Origin of the sequence: Burkholderia sp. BE12, from assembly GCF_002959955.1 — a bacterium.
In the GTDB taxonomy this organism is placed as follows: domain Bacteria; phylum Pseudomonadota; class Gammaproteobacteria; order Burkholderiales; family Burkholderiaceae; genus Burkholderia.
Genome location: NZ_PREY01000001.1, coordinates 195,488 through 213,697 on the forward strand (window position 1 = coordinate 195,488; position 18,210 = coordinate 213,697).

Genomic DNA, 18,210 nt, shown 5'->3' on the forward strand with positions numbered 1-18,210 from the left:
ACCGCCACTCGCCCGGTCTTGCCAGTTCGCTCACTTCAGAGGTCAACATGCAATCGACTCCCGGCAGCATTCTCGACACGATCGGCAACACGTCGCTCGTACCGTTGCGAAACGTCGTCCCGAAGAACGGCGCGCGCCTGTTCGTCAAGCTCGAAAGTCAGAATCCGACCGGCAGCATGAAAGACCGGATCGCGCTCGCGATGATCGAAGCGCCTGAGCGCGATGGGCGTCTGAAGCCGGGTGGCGCGGTGGTCGAGTACACCGGCGGCAGCACGGGCGTGTCGCTCGCGCTGGTATGCGCCGTCAAGCGGCATCCGCTGCATCTGGTTTCGTCGGACGCGTTCTCGAAGGAGAAACTGGATCACATGCGCCTGCTTGGCGCGACGCTGACGATCGTCCCGAGCGACGGCGGCAAGCAAACCGAGAAGCTGACGAAAGACATGATTCGCGAAGCGAATCGAATTGTCGGCGAGACGGGCGCATACCTCACCGCGCAGATGGAGAATACCGATCAGTTCGACGCCTATACGAAGATGGCCGACGAGATCTGGGAGCAGACCGGCGGCCGTCTCGACGGCTTCGTCCAGAGCGTCGGCACGGCGGCGTCGCTACGCGGGATTGCGCGGCGCTTGCGCGAACACGATGCACGCATCCGGATCGCCGGCGTCGAGCCGGCAGAATCGGCGGTGCTGTCGGGTGGCCCGACCGGGGCGCACAAGATCGACGGAATCGGCGCGGGCTATGTCGTGCCGCTATGGCACGACGGCATCGCCGACGAACTCGAGCGTGTCTCCACGGAGGAAGCGAGAGCCATGGCGTTCCGACTGGCCGCGGAGGAGGGGCTGTTCTGCGGTACGTCGACCGGAGCCAACGTAACCGGCGCATTGCGACTCGCCGAACGGCTTGGCCCGGACGCCACGATCGTGACGATCATGTGCGACACGGGCATGAAGTATCTGAAGTCGTTCGCGGAAACGATCGGTTGATGGCCGTTGGGCGAATCGTAGTCCTAAGCGGCCCTCAGGTTTTCCATCGAGTCCGGCCCTGGCCGCCGCTGCGCCTCTTCAAAAGCCAGGGCAAGAACCCGCACAGTCAGTCGTCAACGGATTGGCCGCTCACTTGATTTTCACGACGACCTTGCCCTTGGCGCGTCCCTGGGCCAGATATTCGAGCGCTTCCTTCGCCTGGTCAAAAGGAAACACCTTGTCGATCACGGGACGAACGTGTTCCGACTCGAGGAGTGCGCCAATTTCGGCGAGCTGGGCTCCATCCGGACGTACGAAGAGAAACGAATAGGTCGCATCTCGTGTTTCCGCAAGCCGGATGATCTTGCGGCTCATGAGCCCGAATACCCACCTCAGCACGACGTTCAGCCCGCGAGCACGGGCGAACGCCGCGTCCAGCGGCCCGACGAGAGATACGATCTTGCCGCCTGGATTCAGGATGCCTACGGATTTTTCAATCGCATCGCCTCTGATCGTGCCAAGCACGACGTCGTAGCCGCGCAGCACGTTTTCGAATTCCTGCTTCTTGTAGTCGACGATTTCGTCGGCGCCCAAGCTGGTTACCAGTTGGACGTTGCCCGTACTGGTGGTCGTTCCGACCGTCGCGCCGAAGTGCTTTGCCAGCTGAATCGCGAACGTGCCGATACCGCCGGACCCGGCAGGAATGAACACCTTCTGGCCGGCTTGAATATTGGCGCGCTCCTTCAATGCCTGCCACGAGGTAAGCCCGACCATCGGGACGGCGGCAGCCTGCACGAAGTCCAGATTGACCGGCTTCGGCGCCGCAACGCGCTCCGGCACTGCCGCGAATTCGGCGAGCGAGCCTCGGCCGAGATCGAAGAGGCTGGCAAAGACGGCATCACCCGGCTTGAAACGCGTGACACGGCTGCCGACCTCGGTCACCACACCGGAAATATCGCTGCCGAGCGTGGCCGGCAATTCGAATTTGAGGACGGGCTTGAACGTTCCTGTCGGAATCACGTTGTCGACCGGATTCAACCCCGCCGCGTGGATCTGGACCAACAGTTCATCAGGCTTTAGCGCGGGTCGCTGCACTTCGGCGAACCCGATCTCGGGGGACTTGCCATAGCGTCTGAAGATAAGTGCTTTCATGGTGTTCCAGATTCAAGGTTGGGTACCAGCCAGTGCCTGCCCGCGCGATTGCGGGTCAGCGGTGTCGTGACAACGCGATTGGCGAGGGTCACGCGGCCAAGGGCGCAGGCTCGAAAAGCGTCTTGTCGGTCATGTTGCGCCGGTTTTCGGGGTGGGGAACGCGGAGCAATGATGATGGTCGTAATCTAATCTGTCAAGGTTTTGATGACGATCGACATCAATGTATGATGGAGCCTTCGCAGGCATGCACTCACGGTCGTCAGGAAATGAAGATCACCAAGGCACAGGCGCAGGCCAATCGGGAGCACGTCGTCGAGACGGCGTCGAAGCTGTTTCGGGAGCGTGGCTATGATGGGGTTGGCGTTGCCGATCTGATGGCTGCCGCCGGCTTCACGCACGGGGGCTTTTACAAACAGTTCCGCTCGAAGGCCGATCTGATGGCGGAATCGGCGGCGTGCGGCATCGCGCAGACCGCGGCGCTGAGCGCGGGCGCGAACGCGTCCGAGTTCGTGCGGTATTACCTTTCTCGCACGCACCGCGACACCCGTGCGACCGGTTGTACGATGGCAGCGCTAGGCGCGGATGCCGCCCGTCAGCCGGAAGCGGTTCGAGCTACGTTTGCGGCCGGTATCGAGAGCCTGCTGGCTGCGTTGAGCCCTGAAGGCGGTGCGTTGGACGATGTGGACGCCGCCCGGACGCGAGCCAGGTCGCTCGACATGCTGGCGCACGCGGTCGGGGCCATCGTCATGTCGCGCGCGTGTCCGGACGATTCGCCACTGGCTGACGAAATTCTTGCGGTTTGCCGCGACGCGATTCTGGCGTCAATGAGCCAGTCGGTGACCGCGGGCGAACCTCCGCGCAATGAAGGTGGTGGCGCGTCGGCAGGGTCGGCGTGACACCGTGATCGGCGAGCACCGACCGGCGCGCAAAGCCGATCGAGCCCGTCGATGCAACACGGTGAGCCCTGTCAGGCGTGACCGGGGAGGGCGGCGCAAGCCGCCGCCAAAACCTGATACCGATTGCGAAACGATTCAGGAGCCGGTTTTCTTGAGCGCCAAACGCGCCGCCTGTGGCGTCTTCCCCGTCCACACCTGAAACGCCCGCGCAAACGAATTGGGATCCTCAAAGCCGAGCAGAAACGAGATCTCCGCGCCGGACATCGACGAATTCGTCAGGTAATGCTTGGCGAGCGACTCGCGCAGGGCGTCCAGCGTCTCCTGGAAACCGGTACCTTCAGCCTTCAGCTTGCGTTGCAGGGTCCGAGTGCTGACGCCGAGTTTTCGACAAACGGCATCCATCGACAGTTCACCAGCCGGCAGTGCCTCGAGTAGCACGCCGCGCAAGCGCTCCACCATGCTGGCGGCGCGGTCCAACTCCGCCAGCCGCGTGCGCAGGGCAGGCTCGAAATACGACCACATTTTGTGGTTCTCGGTCAGGAAGGGGCGTTCAACGTCCGCGGCGGCAAAAACCAGCGTGGCCAATGCGCTGCGGTCGACCGGTACGCCGAAGTACGCCTCGTATGCACGGAGGTCCGACTCCGATCCTTGCGGCACGGGCCAACTTGCCCGCAACGGGCGCACGTGGCTGCGCGTGGCGAGTCGTGCGAGCTGCACGAAGAACACCAGCTTGAACGCCAGGAACACGCTCGGCGCAGACTCCGTGCGGTCCAGGAAATCGATGGTGACCGTGCACTGCGTCGCGGTTCGCGCCACGTTGATCTCGATCGGCGCGACCAGCCTGACGTACTTTGCGATGCGGTGAAGTGCCGCTTCCATGTTCGAGCTGCAGAGTGCAGCAAAAAGTTCGGGGTCGAACCAGTCGGACGACATCACCTGCGCGACCTGCAACGGTGCCGGGCAGTCTGCCCGCACGGCCTGGCCTTCGGCTTCGATGGCCCGCCAAAGTTTGAAGAAGTCTGCCGAGTTCAGCCGCACGTTCTCGCGGGCGAACAGATCGCCCGGCAGCTGTGCGCGGCCCAGCACGCTCGGCGTTGCCAATCCTGCGTCATGCATCAGTAACCGCCAACCGGGCCACACGGCATACATCAACTGGGAGCCGCGGTAGCCATTCAGCGGGATTCTGGGTTCTGTGGACATGGGCGAAGTTTACGCGGTGGACAGCGACAGCGCACTCGCTGAACGCGCCAACAGCGTACGCGATCTTTGGCGCGTTCGGCAGTTTCATTGGCGCGTTCGGCGAGTGCGCGTGACGCGGCTCAACGGCAAAGTGCTGCTTAAGCCAGCGGTGCCGTCAACTCACGTGTGCCAGGCGGTTATTCACCATTGCAGACACGGCGGTGCGTCGGTTCGATGCTTTTGCGGGGCTGTTGCGGCAGTCGTCGGATCCTGCCAGCTCCGGACGCGAACTGCGCATCCCGGCCTGCATGAGTGACAACATCTTTTGGAAGGCGCACATGAAAAAAGCGGTCCTGATTACGGGCGCATCGTCGGGTTTTGGGTTGATGCTTGCCAATCACCTCCATCAACAAGGTTTCGACGTGATAGGCACCAGCCGTACGCCGGAAAAATGCGCCGGTAAGGTGCCGTTCAAACTGCTGCGCCTGAATATCGATGAAGATGGCTCCATCGAGGCGTTTGCCGACGAATTGTTCAGACACGTCAAGCAGCTGGATGTACTGGTCAATAATGCGGGTTACATGGTCACCGGCATCGCGGAAGAGACGCCGATCGAACTGGGCAGGCAACAGTTCGAGACCAACTTCTGGGGCACGGTCAAGGTGACAACTGCGTTGCTGCCGAAGCTCCGGGCGCAGAAGCGCGGGCATATCATTACCATCAGTTCCATCGTGGGGCTGATCGGTCCGCCGAACCTGTCGTATTACACTGCTTCCAAGCATGCGGTTCAGGGTTTCTTCAAGTCGTTACGTTTCGAACTGAATCAGTTCAACATCAAGATCAGCATGGTGGAGCCGGTCTGGTTCAAAACGAATCTTGGCCACAATGCCGTGTCGGCGGGCAGCGGCAACATCGCCGACTACGACGCGTACCGGAAACAGGTAACGGCCGCGACGCAAAAAGGCATTGACGAAGCGGAAGCGCCGGATGCGGTCGTCAATACTATTACCCGGCTGATCAATACCCACGAGCCGAAATTCAGCAATCCTGTAGGGAAGATGACGGGCATGATTCTTTTCCTTCAAAACTACGTGCCAAAAATGTTCGAAGGTTCGATACTTAAAAGCGTAAGAACGGCGAAATGAAGCTTCCGGCGGCCATTGATCTTTCAACTTACGGAAACGTTACGTAAGGATGTCAGTTGGTAAAGCCGTTGTTCATTCCGGAATGGCAGTCGGTTCTATAAATGAGGTGATTAAACGATGAAATATTATCTTTGCAAATTCATTCCGCCGCGTGCGAATTTCCTCGCGACGATGTCTGCCGACGAAAAGGAATGGATGAGGCAGCACGGAGTTTTCCAGAACGCGCTCCTCGACAAGGGGCTGATCGTCGCTCATGGCCCCGTGATCGATGACGCTGGCGGCTACGGCGTATCGCTCTACCAGATTGCCGACGATCAGGATATTTCCGCGCTGACATCGGAAGATCCGATCGTGAAGAACGGCGTGGGTCATTACGAACACTACACCATGCTTCATTTGACGACGCGTGGTTGAGCGCCCTGGCGGAAGCGGCGCCGAACGCGCCGCCGCGTCGATCGCTGGCTAGCCGCGCAACGATCCCGGCGTTCAGTCGAACGGCACGGCCAGCCGATCGATCACCGAACTGGTCGCCGGGCGCACGCCGCGCCACCATGCGAACGCCTCGGCCGCCTGCTCGACCAGCATGCCGACGCCCTCCGCGATCCCGTGCACGCCCGCGTTTTTCGCGAGCCGGAGAAACGGCGTGAGACGTTTGCCGTAGGCGAGTTCGTAGGCGGTTCCCGTCGGACTGAACACGCTCGGCGGGACGGGCGGCAGGTCGCCGGTCAGGCTGGCCGATGTCGCATTGACGACCAGGTCGAAACGTCCCATCCGCGCGAGGTCCGCGTAGCTGCCGGCCACCAGCGGGCCGCGCCCGGCGACCTGCGTGGCCAGGGCGCACGCCTTGTCGACGTCGCGATTCGCGATGACGAGTTCCGCCGGGCCTGCTTCGAGGAACGGCAACAGCGCGCCGCGTGCCGCGCCGCCCGCGCCGAGCACCAGGACACGCTTGCCGGCCATCGGAAGATTGAGGTTCGCTTCGATATCGCGAACCAGCCCGATTCCGTCGAAATTGTCCGCCAGGATGCGGCCGCCGTCGAACTTGAGCGCGTTGGCCGCGCCCGCGAGCTGCGCACGCTCGCTGCATTCGTCCGACATCGAGAACGCATCGAGCTTGAACGGCGCGGTAACGTTGATGCCCTTGCCGCCACCGTCGAAAAACGCGCGAACCGCGGCGGCGAAGGCGCCTGCCGGCTCGAGCGGGCCCTCGATCGCCGTATAGCGAATGTCCTGCCGCGTCTCTTGCGCGAAGAGGCCGTGAATCAACGGGGATTTCGTATGCCCGATCGGATTGCCGATCACCGCGTATCGGTCGGTCATCATTGGCTCGCTTTTGAATAGAGGACGCCGTCGGCCTGCATCGCGTCGATTTCGGCCGAATCGAACCCAAGGGAACGCGCGACTTCCGCGTTGTGCTGCCCGAGATCGGGCGCGACGTCGCGAATCGTCGTATCGCAATCGGAAAACCGGAACGGCAGGTTGGGCAGACGCAGCGTCCCGTAGCGCGGATGCTGTTGCTCGACGACCATGCCTCTGGCCTGGATCTGCGGATCGTTCAACACCTCGTCGATGCGTTGCACCTTCGCGCAGGGAACGTCGATGCCGTCCAGCAATTCCAGTACCGACGAGACGGAACGCGCGGCCACCCACGGCTCGACCACCGACAGAATCTCCGCGCGGTGCGCGTTGCGCCCGGTGCCGTCGTGAAAGCGCGGGTCGGCGCCGAAACCCGCCGGGCCGCCGTGCGTCGCGATCAGTGCTGCGAAGCGCTTCCACGCGTCGTCCACCTGCGCGGCGATCACGAGATCGCCGTCCGCGGCACGGAACACGCCATAGAGGGTCGAGGTCGGCATGTCGTGCCCGGTCTGCTCGGGCAGCACGCCCTGCAGCGTGTAGCACTGCACCGCGTATTCGTGCATCGACACCAGCGTGTCGTACAGCGCCATGTCGACGTGTTGCCCGCGACCGCTCTTCACGCGCCCCAGCAGCGCGGCGTTGATCGCCGCGACCGCATGAATGCCGGTGTACATGTCGCCGAGCGAAATGCGCAGCAGCGGCGGCCGCTCGCCGGGCGTGCCGACCATCTGCATGATCCCGCTCTTCGCTTCGGCGATCAGCCCGAAGCCCGCGCGATGGGCGTCGGGACCGGTGTGCCCGTACGCCGAAATCGAGCAGTAGACGAGGCCCGGATTGCGCGCCGACAGTTCGGCATAGCCGAGCCCGAGCTTGTCCAGCGCGCCCGGCCGATAGTTCTCGACGAAGACGTCGGCGGAGTCGCACAGCCGCTGCATGAACGCCTTGCCGCGCGGGTCCTTCATGTTGACGCTCACGCCGCGCTTGCCCATGTTGAGCTGCAGGAAGTAGCCGCTTTGCTGGTCGTCGAGCACGGTCGCGTGCTGGCGCCCGGCGTCGCCGGCGCCGGGACGCTCGACCTTGATGACTTCTGCGCCGAGCGCCGCGAGACAGCGCCCGACATACGGGCCGGCGAGGAAATGGCTGTAGTCGACGACGCGGATGCCTTCGAGGGGACGTGCCTGCATCACGATGCCTCCGGACGGCGCGGGACCATCAGACGATGTTCGCCATGCTGAACGATTTGCCCGTCCTGATTGATCAGTTCCGACGGCAGCACGACGATGCCCCAGTCCGGACGGCTCTTGCTGGCCCGCATCGAACCGACGCGGAACGTCACGTGCAGTACGTCGCCGACCTTGATCGGCAGCAGAAAATCCCAGGTCCAGCCGAGCGACATGCCCGGCAGAAAGCGATAGTCGCTCTGGGTCTTCAGGCCGTCGGCAACGGACAGGCCGAACAGCCCGTGCGCGACGAGGCAGCCGAAATGGCTGGCGTTCGCGTACGCCTCGTCCACGTGCACGGGCGTATGGTCGCCGGTGAGGTCGGCATACGCGAGAATGCGCTCCTTGGTCACGATGTAGCTCGGGCTCGTGCATGCATCGCCCTCGCGGGCGTCGTCCCAGTATTTCTCGACGATCGTCATGGTCATGCCTCCGCGCGCGGGTCGATCGCCAACGCCTGTGCGACACAGGAAGCCGGCCTGGCCTGAATCAGTTCGACGGCGAGCCCGTCGGGCAGGCGAAGCCAGTTGCGCCCCTGCGGCATCTCCGTCACGTCGAACCGCCGCGCCGCGGCCAGCGCGGCCTCCAGGTCTTCGCACATCACGCCGAGATGGGCGAGCCGGCCTTCCGGGCCGTCGTGTTCCGGCGCGTGAATGAACTGCAGGCCGCCGAGCGTCCAGTACTGCCGCGGTGCGTCGAGCGTGCCGTCCACTTCGCGCAGCGTCATGCCCAGCACGTCCTCGAAGAAACGGATGTGCCAGCGGATGTCCTTCACCCAGATCGCAACGTGTTCGAGATAGGCTTTCGTGGCGTTCATGCGGCAGTCTCCTCGCGTGCGCGATCGGCCATCGCGCGCTCCAGCCCCTTGATGCAGGCGACGAGCGTGGCATTGACCGGGGTCGGCACGCCGTAGCGCTGCCCGCAGCGCACGACCGAACCGTTGATGAAGTCGATCTCGGTGATCGAGCCTTTCTCCAGGCTTTGCAGCATCGAGGTCTTGAAGGCCGCGGGCAGCCCCTCGGCCGCGAGCGCCCATGCCTGTTCCGGATCGGTCATCGACAGCGTCACGCCGGCGGCCTGCGCCGCCGCGATCGCCTCGGCGACGGCCGCGAGCGACGTCGCCTTCAGCAACGGCTCGTCGTAAAGCTGACCGTAGGTGAGGCCGGTGAGGCCGGTCAGCGCGCCGGTCGCGACGTTCACCAGCAGCTTGTCCCACATCGTGCCGACGATGTTGTCGCTGATCGTCGTCGCGAGGCCGGCGGTATCGAACGCGTCGGCGATCGCCCGGACACGCGGGGTGATTCGGCCGTCGAGTTCGCCGATGTAGGTGGCCTTGCCGATGACGCCGGATTCGATATGGCCCGGCCCGCGAAGCACGCCGCCGACGTAGGTCTTGCCCGCGAGTACGCGCTCGCGGCCGACGGCCTCGCTCAGGATGTCCTCGTGCCCGAGGCCGTTCTGCAGCGACAGCACGACGGTATCGGGCCCCACCAGCGATCGGGCGCCGCGGATGGCCGCGTCGGTGTGGAACGACTTGACCAGCACCACCACCAGGTCGGCCGCGCCGACTTCGGCGGCCTGCGTCGTCGCGTGGACGCGTACGTGCCGGGAGCCGCCGGCGTCGTCGACCCGCAGGCCGTCGCGACGCATCGCATCGACGTGCGCGGGCGAGCGGTCGATCAACCAGGTCTCGTGACCGCCTTCGGTGAGGGTGGCGCCGATCGCACAGCCCAGTGCGCCGGCACCCAGAATCGCAATTTTCAACGGTGTCTCCTTGACGTATGGCCTCACGATAGGAGCCGCCGCTCATATCGGCAATGCAATGGATACAATGGCGTCATTGCCCAGCACAATAATGCGACGATGCCCGCCGATCTGCCGGACCTGAAACTGCTTCAGCTATTCGATCTCCTGTACGACGTGCGCAGCGTCACGCGCGTCGCCGAGCAACTCGGCCAGAGCCAGCCGACCGTCAGCATCTGGCTCGGGCACTTGCGGGAGCACCTGCACGATCCGCTCTTCATCCGGACGCCCGGCGGCATGGCGCCGACACCGCAGGCCGACGCGCTGATCGGGCCATGCCGGGAAATTCTCGAATCGCTGCGACGTTTCACTGCGTGGGAGATCGCGTTCGATCCCGCGACCGCCCAGCGACGCTTTCGCATCTGCATGACCGACGCGAGCCACGTCACGCTGCTGCCGCGGCTACTGGCCCATGTCCGCGCGCAGGCGCCCGGCGTCCGGCTGGAAGCCGCACGGATCGACGGCAATACGGAGCGGGCGCTCGAATCCGGCGAAGCCGATCTCGCGATCGGCTATGTGCCATGGCTCGGTGGCGGTATTTATCAGCAGAAGCTTTATGACCAGGACTGGATTTGTCTGGTGAATCGGCATCACCCGAGGATTCGCGGCCGGCTCGGGGCCAGGCAGTATCGTTCGGAAGGGCATGTCGCCATCACGGCCGGCACCGGGGCGCAGCTCCTCGAACAGGCGCTGCGACAGGCGCGCATCGAGCGGGACGTGGTGCTGGAATTGCCGGGCTTTCTCGGTCTGGGGGCGATTGTCCAGACGACCGACCTGATCACGACGCTACCTCGTCATATCGGCGAGACGCTGGCCCAGGCCAGCGATTTGGCGGTTCATGCTTGCCCGATCCCGGTCGACGGGTTTGCGGTGCGGCAGCATTGGCATGCGCGCTATCACCACGAGGCCGGCAACCGGTGGCTGCGCGGTGTCGTGATTCGATTGTTCGGTGCTTCGCATTGACCAGTGGCGTCGGCGTTCGCGATGGAGGCCGGAGGTGTCGCGGCATTCGGGCGTTACCGATCCGGTCGCGCCCGCAAGTCGATCGGCTTTGAACAGGAACGGCAGCCGCGTTACGTCCGGTAGGCCGTTTCGGCACCGAACCGGTCGACCACGAATTCAGTAAAGCTACGAAGCTTCGGTGATTTTCGCCGCTCTTGCAGATAAAGCAGATTCATCGGTCGTTCGGGGCCGGCAAAGTCCGGCATGATCTCGATGAGGCGCGCCTCGCGAATGTCCTCGTCTATCAACATGGAAGGAAGCATCGCGATACCCAGCCCGCTCAATGCCGCTCGGCGCAACGCTTCCGCGCTGTCAATTTTCAGTCGGCCGTCCACGGCGATGCTCATCGGCCCATCCGGACCTTCCAGCATCCATTGAGGTTGCGCCGCGTGCCATTCCGAACGGGGCGGATACGCGTACGTCAGGCATTGATGCTCGCCCAGCGCGTGCGGCGTAGTCGGCGCTCCATGTTCGCGAACGTAAGCGGGCGACGCACACAGCACCAGCCGATATGGCGCCAGCGGGCGCGCCACCACATCCGGGTTGGCGAGCGCGCCGATGCGAATGGCTGCCTCGAAACCTTCGTCGAACAGATCGGCGAGCGAGTCGGTTGCGACGATATCGAGCTTGATCTCGGGGTAGCGCCGGTAATAGTCCGCGAGCGCGGGAATCAGGCACTCGTTCGTGAACACGACGGGCGCAGTCACGCGCAAACGCCCTCGTGGCTGCTTGAGGTGATCGAGCGCAAGCTGTTCCGTGTCGTCGACCAGACCGAGGACTTCGACGCATCGCTCGTAGTAAGCATGGCCGAACGCGCTGACTTTCTGCTTACGGGTCGTGCGGTGAAGGAGGACCGCGCCTAGCCGACTTTCCAACGCCTGAAGATAGTTGCCGACCATGGTCGGCGACAGATTGGACGCTTGCGCCGCCGCCGTCAGGCTGCCCGTTTCCACGATACGGACGAATACGGCCATCGCCTTGAGGAGATCCATTGCGCAATGGTACTGGATTCTGTTTCAAGGTGCGGCGCGTTTATCAGCCGCCGGTTTGGAAATAGATTGGGATATGCAAGCAAAAAAGGGAGGACAGAAATGCTGTATGAACTCGCGACGTTGTCGTGTCCGCTTCTGGACCAGGACAGGGTGTCCCGCCATGCGCATCGCTGGGTATCGGATGCCGACGCGCAAGGGCGGCTGCTGGGAGCATGGCGCACGGAAATTGGCGAGCTATCGCGGGTTGTCGTGCTGCGTGGCTTCGAGACGATGGATGAGTTGCAGCATGAACGCAATCGGGCATTGAGCGCCGAGCGACCTTTCGGGATTGAAAGCGCATCCGTTCGATTGACGATGGAAAGCCATGCGCTTTTTCCTTTTCTACCCGATGTCGAACCGGCGGCATTTGGCGACTTCTATGAGATTCGCCGCTACTGGCTGAAAGCCGGCGGTATTGCGCCGACCATTGCCGCGTGGGAACGGGCGGTGGGCCCGGCCAAAGCCTATACGTCGCATCTCGTTGGCAACCTGTACGCGCTCGATGGACCGCCGCGCATCACGCACATCTGGGGATTCTCGAGTCTGGAAGAACGTATGGCGCTGAGAAAGCGGCACTATGCGGAGGGGCTTTGGCCTCCGAAAGGCGGTCCGGAGCAGATCGAAAGGGCGACGTCGACGATCGGCTTGCCGGAGGCGTGGTCGCCGTTGCGTTGAATGCGGCGCCGCGGCTGCCGCGCAATCCGGCCCGCGGCGCCGCTCGGGTGATCGGCCACGTAACGACATTGAATCTGTTAATTGATTGACCGATTGTCGGCAGGGACGAAAGAGGGCCGCTTACCGGTACGTCCAGAGCCGGTGCAGCACGAACGTCGTCGGCGGGATAAGCAGCGCGATCGCGACGACACCCATCGCGCGCGACACATCCAGCACCTCCGCGGCGCGTGCGATGAGGATCGTTTCGACGAAACCGGCGAGCGTGACCGCGAGAAAGCGCATGGCATTGCGGGTGCGCACCGTCGACGAGAAGCTCCACAGCGTATTCGCCAGATACGAGAACGCGGTGGCGCAGCCGAATGCGACCGCATTCGCGGTCACCGGCGTCGCATCGAGCAGCGCGAACAGCGCCGCCGCGACCAGCGTGTGAATCGCGGTCGAGCAGAGTCCGGATACGCCGAAGCGCACGAGCCGCGTGCGCTCGGCCCGGAGCGGGCCGATCATGGCGCCTGCGCGTCAGCGCGCGCCGATGCGCGCCCGGACCGGCTGTGCGCGCCGGCGGGGCGGCTGGCGGCGTGCGTCGCGAGCGACCGGCAGTTCGATCACCTTGCCGTGCGCCTGGTAGCGGCGGCGGATCAGGTAGATGGGCCGTTGCTTCGATTCGTCGTAGATCCGCCCGACGTATTCGCCGACGACGCCGATCCCGATCAGCTCGATGCCGCCGATGAACAGCGTGACCGAGATCAGCGATGCGTAGCCGAGCACCGGATTGCCGAACAGCAGCGTGCGCAGGATGATGAAGGTGCCGTACAGGAACGCGAGCGCCGCGATACCGACGCCGATGTAGGTCCAGCTGCGCAGCGGCACGGTGCTGAAGCTGGTGATGCCTTCCAGCGCGAAATTCCAGAGCTTCCAGCCGGAGAATTTCGAGTGCCCGGCGCTGCGCGGATCGCGCTGGTATTCGACGATCACGGTCTTGTAGCCGACCCACGCGAACAGCCCTTTCATGAAGCGGTGCCGCTCGGGAAGGTTGCGCAGCGCGTTCACGACCTTGCGATCCATCAACCGGAAATCGCCGACGTTCTCCGGCAGCTTCACGTCCGACAGCAGGTTGTGAACGCGATAGTAGATCGCGGCGGCGGTGCGTTTCGCGAAGGAATCGCACGCGCGGTTGCTGCGCTTGGCCGCGACGACCTCCGCGCCGTCGCGCCAGTGCTCGATCAGCACCGGAATCAGGCTTGGCGGGTCCTGCAGGTCGGCGTCGAGCGGGATCACCGCGTCGCCGGCGGCTTCGTCGAGGCCGGCCGTCAGCGCGGCTTCCTTGCCGAAATTGCGGGTGAGATCGATGACGCGCACGCGCCGCTCGGCGGCGCCGATGCGGACCAGGCGTTCCAGCGTGTCGTCGCGGCTGCCGTCGTTCACGCAGACGATCTCGAAGCGGATCGCGTCGATCGCGGTCAACAACGGAATCACGACGTCGAAGAAGCGCTCGACGGCTTCGCCTTCGTTGTAGAACGGCACGACCAGCGAGACGAGCGGCGTGTAGATGGATTCCCGCATGATGATTCCCCTTGTGATGTCGCTTACCGGTGGACGCCGAACGTCAGGCGGCCGGTGCGGCGCATGTCGTGCGCCGGGCGGTGGTGCGGTCGGACCGCGTGCGCGAAGTCGGTCTCGGTCGAGGTGTCGCGCGCATCGGGCATCGACGGCACGTCGCGTCGTTCCTGGGCAATCCGGCCGACGAGCAGCGCGAGCGACGCGAGCGTCACGAGCGGCATGAACTGGAACGACAGGTGCGGTACGATCGCGAGACCCGCGAGCGGCATCGGCCACAGCAGCATCAGCCATTCGCGGTCGAAGTGGCGCCAGCCGTGCGTCCACGCATAGCGTGCATACCACGCGATCACGATGCCGTACCACGTCAGGTCGTAGTCGTACAGATAGGGGCTGACGAGCAGGCATGCACACGCAAGGGTCGCGGCGCGCAGCGCGTACGAGCAGGCGCCGCGCCACGCGTAGACGACGGCGATCGCGGCAGCCGCGGCCGACAGTAACTGAAGGCCGCGCGCGACGAGCGCGGGCCAGCCGGCCATCGTCGCGAGCGCGAACAAGGTCGGCATGCGCGCGAGCTTGGCGTGGCCGGTGCCGACGATCGTATAGACGTGGGCGATCAAGTGGACGAACGCGATCCATGGGCCCACGCCGAACGCGAGCGTCGCGAGCAAGGCGCTGCCGACGATCGTCGCGGCCCACGCAGCCAGCGCGCGCCATTGGCCGGCACACAGCAGCGCGAGCGGGAACAGCACTGCGAGCTGCGGCTTCATCGTCAGCAACCCGAAACAGATGCCGGCGAAGACGGGGCGGCGGTTCAGCGCGAGCAGACCGAGCGCGGCGAGCGTCGCGGTGAAGAGGCTCGTCTGCCCGACGATCACCGTGAGGAACGCGCCGGGGAACGCAAGTGCGCAAAACCACGCGGCGTCGCGCTGCACGGTCGCGCGGATCGCCGCCGCGAACAGCGCGATTCCGATGCCGAGCCACAGCACGATCGCCAGCGTGTACGGCAGCCAGCCGAGCGGCAGCACGAGCAGTAGCATCGTCGGCGGATAGAGCCACGGCAGCGTGCCGTCCGCGAGCGTCATCGTCGGGAGCGCGAGCTTCTGGACCGCGAACAACGTGGAGTAATGCCATGCGTCGGCGCCGTGCCCGTGCGCGGCGAGCCATGCGGCGCTCCAGACCGGCGAGAAGTCCTGCGACAGCGGCTCCAGCGCGCCGTCGTGCGACAGGTGCAGGCGGACCAGGTAAATGACGATGAACAGCACCTCCGTCAGCAGCACGGCGGCCGCATAGAGGCGCACGCGATCGCGATTGAGCCAGTGCGGATAGCGGCGCGGGCCGGCGATCGGGAGTTCCGGATGCACGTGGGCGGCCGGGTGTGCGTGGCGGGCGAACGACGGCGTTTTCATCGTGCGCTCCGGGATACGAACGCCGTGCGGCGCACGACGACGAACAGCACCGCGAGCAGCACGACCGGCCCGATTTGCGGCAGCTTCATCAGCCGGTTCAGCATTTCGAAGATCGGCAGCAGCCATGCCAGCACGACGATGCCCTGGTCGCCGGGCAGCCAACCTTCGTCGAGGCCGTGCGCGATCAGACAGAAGAGCGCGATGCCGAGCCACGTCAGTTCGTAGTTCCAAAGATACGGCGTCGTCAGCAGCGTGGCGACCGCCAGCACCGCGCCGCGCAGCCGCATGTCGCGCGTGCGGCGCCAGACGTCGACGGCCGCGGCGAGCGCGACGAGCGCGACCGCCGCCTGGGCGGCCAGCGCGGCCGCGACCGGCGCGCCTGCGAGCCGCAACGCGGCGAACGGCGTCGGCGACGCGAGCCAGTACGACGCGAGCATGAAATGCTGCGCGCGTACCGTCTCCAGTGCGTGACTCAACCCGTGCAGCGCGGCGGGGCCGGCCAGCGCGACGCCGGCCGCCGCGAACAGCGCCGCGCTGATCGCCGCCGCCGCGAAGGTGCGCCACGCACGCGTCGCGATCAGCACGAACGGGAACACGACGGCGAGTTGCGGCTTGATCGCGAGCAGCCCGATCAGCACGCCCGCCACGACCGGCCGCTTGCCGAGCAGATGCAGCGCGAGTGCGGCGAGGCCGGCGGTCAGGATGCTGTTCTGGCCGAACAGCGCGGACATGCACACCGCCGAATATGCGACGACGACGAGCGTCGCGGCGCGCGGCACGGGAAGATGCGCGCGCAGCCCCGACAACCGCGAGACGGCGAACGCATAGCATAAAAGACTGCCCGCGAAAAAGAGGAAGTAAGCGGGCAGGAAAGGCACGAGGGCAATCGGCGCGACGAACAGCAGCATCGTCGGCGGATAGAGCCAGGGAAGCGGCCGGTTTTGCAGATACGCACCGAAGTGCGCGAATTCGGCCTGCAGAAATGACGACGTGTCGTAGGCCGCCGCGGCGTGACCTTGCAACACGAGATGCGATGCGGTCCAGAAGACGGAGAAGTCGGTGCCGGGGCGGGCGGTGGCGTTCGACGTGAAGCCGTCGGTCACGACGCCCCAGACGATCAGCAGCGCAGCGAAGAGCATCAGCATGATGCAGCTGTACGGAATGATCCGGTCGGCCGTCAGCCATTGAGCACAGCGTATTGCGCGATCGCGCGTTCCACGATTGGCTGTGTACATGATGCCCCGTCTGTCGTTTGGCCGCGTGGTCTGTCGCAGCCGTTTGATGTTGTCGTGCCTGCGGATCGATCGCTCTGAGATAGCGTTGTCCGTGAATTCATTGTTGAAGAAAAAATCGCATGATGCAAACCGCGCACGGCCGGCCGGCATTGAATGTGTTCATCGGTTCGGGTGAAAACCGCCATTTCTGGTATGAGAAAACGCCGCCGCCGGCATTCGTGTATCTGGCCTGAAACATTCCGCGTTTTTTGTCGGCTGTGCAGGCCGCCGAACCGGCGACGCACGAGGCGCTCGCCATGTTCGGGAAAATCCCGAGAAAATTTTTTGGACCCTTTGTGCAGCGCGGCGACGGGGTTTCGTGCCGACCACATGCGCCCGAACCGCATATATCAAGGTTGAAACATTTCGGTGGCCGGACGTTTGGCGAGGGGGCGTGCGGATCGCCGGAACCCTTGCCGCGCCTCGATTTCGCCCGGGATGGTCCGCTCTTTGCGTAAGCGTTGGCACGGCAGTCGACGATGTGGTGACCGGGCGGTTCGGGCAACAAGCAGAGGAACCGGCTCGGCATCACTTGCGGAAAAAGATGGTCCGGAGCGCGTCGGGGAACACGCGGCTCCGCTCGATCGAGCGCGGGAACCGTCGTCGAACGACCAACGAGACCCGATCGCTTCCGGGCAATAAGAAATCGGCATGGCAGTACATGGGGAATAAAAATGAAAGACCACAGCACATCGCGGATCGCAAGCCGCGTTAAAGACACATTGCAGTTTTGCCGGGAGTTCGTCTCCCGTTCAACTGGATTCCATGCGTCGAGCGGCCGCCGTGCCGTTCCGGTCGATCGACCTGCCCGGTTCATCCGACTGGTCGAACCGTACACGCATCTCTCATGCTCCGTCTCGCCGATACCCGTTCGCACGGACCGGGGTGGTCCGCCCCGTTTCCGCGACTGATCGTCGGCTTCCGATTTCTAGCGTAGTGCCGGTGGTGCCCACCCCCCGACGTCTCGACCGACGAAGGGTATTTCATAGCAGTCCGAAAGGAGAGTGCTCATGTCAAGAATCATCGAAAAGATCGCGTGGTTCGTCCAGGATCAGGGCGGCGTGACGGCCATCGAATACGGCCTGATCGCCGCGCTGATCGCGATCGGCATCGTCGCCGCTCTGGCGACGGTCGGTACGGATCTGAAGACCGTGTTCAGCACGATCGCCGCGGATCTGGACTCGGCGGTAGCAGGCATCTGATGGACGGTACGACGAACGGTTCGCCCGAATCGTCCGAATCGTTCGTCGGCGCCACACGGCATCAACGACATTCCTCGACGTATCGATGCACGGTCGTCCGACCAGCCGGTGCGCGAGGGTTTTGAAAGTCACCACGCAAGGAGATCACCATGTCCAAGCTCATTCAACAAGCCGGCCGTTTCATTCGCGACGAAGACGGCGTGACCGCCATCGAATACGGCCTGATCGCCGCCCTCATCGCCATCGGCATCATCGCCGCGCTGTCGACCATCGGGAAGGATCTCAAGACCGTGTTCAGCACGATCGCGGCCGACCTCGATTCGGCGGTTGCAGGCATCTGATGCACC

At 64.3% G+C, this 18,210-nt stretch carries 20 protein-coding genes; 8 read left to right on the plus strand and 12 right to left on the minus strand.

Annotation, left to right across the window (positions count from 1 at the left end; translation table 11 throughout):
- Positions 1-47 precede the first annotated feature (47 nt).
- Positions 48-986 (plus strand): PLP-dependent cysteine synthase family protein, encoded by a 939-nt coding sequence (locus C4B30_RS00945; protein ID WP_027786512.1) that lies wholly within the window; start codon positions 48-50, stop codon positions 984-986.
- A gap of 129 nt (positions 987-1,115) precedes the next feature.
- On the opposite strand, the gene C4B30_RS00950 is transcribed toward C4B30_RS00945, so the two are convergent.
- On the minus strand, positions 1,116-2,117 hold the full coding sequence (locus C4B30_RS00950) for an NADP-dependent oxidoreductase (RefSeq protein ID WP_027786513.1): 1,002 nt from the start codon (positions 2,115-2,117) through the stop codon (positions 1,116-1,118).
- A gap of 266 nt (positions 2,118-2,383) precedes the next feature.
- Between C4B30_RS00950 and C4B30_RS00960 the strand changes: the two genes are divergently transcribed.
- The gene (locus C4B30_RS00960; RefSeq protein WP_027786514.1) at positions 2,384-3,013 is read left to right on the plus strand and encodes a TetR/AcrR family transcriptional regulator; all 630 of its coding nucleotides are present in this window, start codon (positions 2,384-2,386) and stop codon (positions 3,011-3,013) included.
- 135 nt (positions 3,014-3,148) lie between these two features.
- On the opposite strand, the gene C4B30_RS00965 is transcribed toward C4B30_RS00960, so the two are convergent.
- Positions 3,149-4,213, minus strand: a complete 1,065-nt coding sequence (locus C4B30_RS00965; protein ID WP_034185525.1) for an AraC family transcriptional regulator — start codon at positions 4,211-4,213, stop codon at positions 3,149-3,151.
- Positions 4,214-4,413: 200 nt separating this feature from the next.
- On the opposite strand from C4B30_RS00965, the gene C4B30_RS00970 reads away from it, so the two are divergent.
- Together C4B30_RS00970 and C4B30_RS00975 are read left to right on the plus strand one after the other, a co-directional pair.
- Positions 4,414-5,337: an SDR family NAD(P)-dependent oxidoreductase gene (locus tag C4B30_RS00970; RefSeq protein ID WP_230469158.1), complete on the plus strand. Its 924-nt coding sequence runs from the start codon at positions 4,414-4,416 to the stop codon at positions 5,335-5,337.
- 117 nt (positions 5,338-5,454) lie between these two features.
- Entirely contained in the window at positions 5,455-5,751 is a 297-nt protein-coding gene (locus tag C4B30_RS00975) for a YciI family protein (RefSeq protein ID WP_027786517.1), read from the plus strand.
- Positions 5,752-5,823: 72 nt separating this feature from the next.
- Here C4B30_RS00975 and aroE read toward each other — a convergent pair whose 3' ends face one another.
- From aroE to C4B30_RS01000, 5 genes are read right to left on the minus strand one after another with little or no spacing between them, the layout of a single operon-like run.
- On the minus strand, positions 5,824-6,657 hold the full coding sequence (gene aroE / locus C4B30_RS00980; protein ID WP_027786518.1) for a shikimate dehydrogenase: 834 nt from the start codon (positions 6,655-6,657) through the stop codon (positions 5,824-5,826).
- Positions 6,657-7,877, minus strand: a complete 1,221-nt coding sequence (locus C4B30_RS00985) for a CaiB/BaiF CoA transferase family protein (RefSeq protein WP_027786519.1) — start codon at positions 7,875-7,877, stop codon at positions 6,657-6,659. The genes aroE and C4B30_RS00985 overlap by 1 nt, the downstream gene beginning before the upstream one ends.
- Positions 7,877-8,335 (minus strand): MaoC family dehydratase, encoded by a 459-nt coding sequence (locus tag C4B30_RS00990; protein WP_027786520.1) that lies wholly within the window; start codon positions 8,333-8,335, stop codon positions 7,877-7,879. The genes C4B30_RS00985 and C4B30_RS00990 overlap by 1 nt, the downstream gene beginning before the upstream one ends.
- A gap of 2 nt (positions 8,336-8,337) precedes the next feature.
- Entirely contained in the window at positions 8,338-8,730 is a 393-nt protein-coding gene (locus C4B30_RS00995) for a VOC family protein (RefSeq protein WP_027786521.1), read from the minus strand.
- Positions 8,727-9,677 carry a ketopantoate reductase family protein gene (locus tag C4B30_RS01000; RefSeq protein WP_027786522.1) on the minus strand — a complete coding sequence of 317 codons (951 nt, stop codon included), beginning with the start codon at positions 9,675-9,677 and terminating at the stop codon, positions 8,727-8,729. Before C4B30_RS01000 ends, C4B30_RS00995 begins: the two co-directional genes overlap by 4 nt.
- A gap of 99 nt (positions 9,678-9,776) precedes the next feature.
- On the opposite strand from C4B30_RS01000, the gene C4B30_RS01005 reads away from it, so the two are divergent.
- Positions 9,777-10,679, plus strand: a complete 903-nt coding sequence (locus tag C4B30_RS01005) for a LysR family transcriptional regulator (protein WP_027786523.1) — start codon at positions 9,777-9,779, stop codon at positions 10,677-10,679.
- A gap of 110 nt (positions 10,680-10,789) precedes the next feature.
- Here C4B30_RS01005 and C4B30_RS01010 read toward each other — a convergent pair whose 3' ends face one another.
- Complete coding sequence (locus C4B30_RS01010; protein ID WP_027786524.1) at positions 10,790-11,710, minus strand: LysR family transcriptional regulator; 921 nt, start codon at positions 11,708-11,710, stop codon at positions 10,790-10,792.
- 99 nt (positions 11,711-11,809) lie between these two features.
- Here C4B30_RS01010 and C4B30_RS01015 point away from each other — a divergent pair, with 99 nt between their 5' ends.
- Positions 11,810-12,424, plus strand: coding sequence for an NIPSNAP family protein (locus tag C4B30_RS01015; RefSeq protein WP_027786525.1), 615 nt, complete (start codon positions 11,810-11,812; stop codon positions 12,422-12,424).
- A gap of 120 nt (positions 12,425-12,544) precedes the next feature.
- Here the strand turns inward: C4B30_RS01015 and C4B30_RS01020 are convergent, their stop codons facing one another.
- Genes C4B30_RS01020 through C4B30_RS01035 form a run of 4 tightly spaced genes read right to left on the minus strand, consistent with a single transcriptional unit; the run spans position 12,545 to position 16,622 of the window.
- On the minus strand, positions 12,545-12,928 hold the full coding sequence (locus C4B30_RS01020) for a GtrA family protein (protein WP_027786526.1): 384 nt from the start codon (positions 12,926-12,928) through the stop codon (positions 12,545-12,547).
- A gap of 12 nt (positions 12,929-12,940) precedes the next feature.
- Positions 12,941-13,984 (minus strand): glycosyltransferase family 2 protein, encoded by a 1,044-nt coding sequence (locus C4B30_RS01025; RefSeq protein WP_027786527.1) that lies wholly within the window; start codon positions 13,982-13,984, stop codon positions 12,941-12,943.
- Positions 13,985-14,007: 23 nt separating this feature from the next.
- Positions 14,008-15,387 carry a glycosyltransferase family 87 protein gene (locus tag C4B30_RS01030; RefSeq protein ID WP_027786528.1) on the minus strand — a complete coding sequence of 460 codons (1,380 nt, stop codon included), beginning with the start codon at positions 15,385-15,387 and terminating at the stop codon, positions 14,008-14,010.
- Positions 15,384-16,622 carry a glycosyltransferase family 87 protein gene (locus C4B30_RS01035; RefSeq protein ID WP_027786529.1) on the minus strand — a complete coding sequence of 413 codons (1,239 nt, stop codon included), beginning with the start codon at positions 16,620-16,622 and terminating at the stop codon, positions 15,384-15,386. The genes C4B30_RS01030 and C4B30_RS01035 overlap by 4 nt, the downstream gene beginning before the upstream one ends.
- A 1,049-nt stretch (positions 16,623-17,671) precedes the next feature.
- Here C4B30_RS01035 and C4B30_RS01040 point away from each other — a divergent pair.
- Complete coding sequence (locus C4B30_RS01040; protein ID WP_027786530.1) at positions 17,672-17,863, plus strand: Flp family type IVb pilin; 192 nt, start codon at positions 17,672-17,674, stop codon at positions 17,861-17,863.
- A gap of 149 nt (positions 17,864-18,012) precedes the next feature.
- The gene (locus C4B30_RS01045; RefSeq protein WP_027786531.1) at positions 18,013-18,204 is read left to right on the plus strand and encodes a Flp family type IVb pilin; all 192 of its coding nucleotides are present in this window, start codon (positions 18,013-18,015) and stop codon (positions 18,202-18,204) included.
- Positions 18,205-18,210: the final 6 nt, after the last annotated feature.

What these genes read in the sequence shown, in the direction of transcription:
- C4B30_RS01040 (WP_027786530.1), top strand. Translation starts at nt 17,672, where the DNA reads ATGTCAAGAATCATCGAAAAGATCGCGTGGTTCGTCCAGGATCAGGGC.
- C4B30_RS01015 (WP_027786525.1), top strand. Translation starts at nt 11,810, where the DNA reads ATGCTGTATGAACTCGCGACGTTGTCGTGTCCGCTTCTGGACCAGGAC.
- C4B30_RS01030 (WP_027786528.1), bottom strand. Translation starts at nt 15,387, where the DNA reads ATGAAAACGCCGTCGTTCGCCCGCCACGCACACCCGGCCGCCCACGTG.
- C4B30_RS00945 (WP_027786512.1), top strand. Translation starts at nt 48, where the DNA reads ATGCAATCGACTCCCGGCAGCATTCTCGACACGATCGGCAACACGTCG.
- C4B30_RS00950 (WP_027786513.1), bottom strand. Translation starts at nt 2,117, where the DNA reads ATGAAAGCACTTATCTTCAGACGCTATGGCAAGTCCCCCGAGATCGGG.
- C4B30_RS01045 (WP_027786531.1), top strand. Translation starts at nt 18,013, where the DNA reads ATGTCCAAGCTCATTCAACAAGCCGGCCGTTTCATTCGCGACGAAGAC.
- C4B30_RS00990 (WP_027786520.1), bottom strand. Translation starts at nt 8,335, where the DNA reads ATGACGATCGTCGAGAAATACTGGGACGACGCCCGCGAGGGCGATGCA.
- C4B30_RS00975 (WP_027786517.1), top strand. Translation starts at nt 5,455, where the DNA reads ATGAAATATTATCTTTGCAAATTCATTCCGCCGCGTGCGAATTTCCTC.
- aroE (WP_027786518.1), bottom strand. Translation starts at nt 6,657, where the DNA reads ATGACCGACCGATACGCGGTGATCGGCAATCCGATCGGGCATACGAAA.
- C4B30_RS00960 (WP_027786514.1), top strand. Translation starts at nt 2,384, where the DNA reads ATGAAGATCACCAAGGCACAGGCGCAGGCCAATCGGGAGCACGTCGTC.
- C4B30_RS01005 (WP_027786523.1), top strand. Translation starts at nt 9,777, where the DNA reads ATGCCCGCCGATCTGCCGGACCTGAAACTGCTTCAGCTATTCGATCTC.
- C4B30_RS01035 (WP_027786529.1), bottom strand. Translation starts at nt 16,622, where the DNA reads ATGTACACAGCCAATCGTGGAACGCGCGATCGCGCAATACGCTGTGCT.
- C4B30_RS01020 (WP_027786526.1), bottom strand. Translation starts at nt 12,928, where the DNA reads ATGATCGGCCCGCTCCGGGCCGAGCGCACGCGGCTCGTGCGCTTCGGC.
- C4B30_RS00995 (WP_027786521.1), bottom strand. Translation starts at nt 8,730, where the DNA reads ATGAACGCCACGAAAGCCTATCTCGAACACGTTGCGATCTGGGTGAAG.
- C4B30_RS00985 (WP_027786519.1), bottom strand. Translation starts at nt 7,877, where the DNA reads ATGCAGGCACGTCCCCTCGAAGGCATCCGCGTCGTCGACTACAGCCAT.
- C4B30_RS01010 (WP_027786524.1), bottom strand. Translation starts at nt 11,710, where the DNA reads ATGGATCTCCTCAAGGCGATGGCCGTATTCGTCCGTATCGTGGAAACG.
- C4B30_RS00965 (WP_034185525.1), bottom strand. Translation starts at nt 4,213, where the DNA reads ATGTCCACAGAACCCAGAATCCCGCTGAATGGCTACCGCGGCTCCCAG.
- C4B30_RS01025 (WP_027786527.1), bottom strand. Translation starts at nt 13,984, where the DNA reads ATGCGGGAATCCATCTACACGCCGCTCGTCTCGCTGGTCGTGCCGTTC.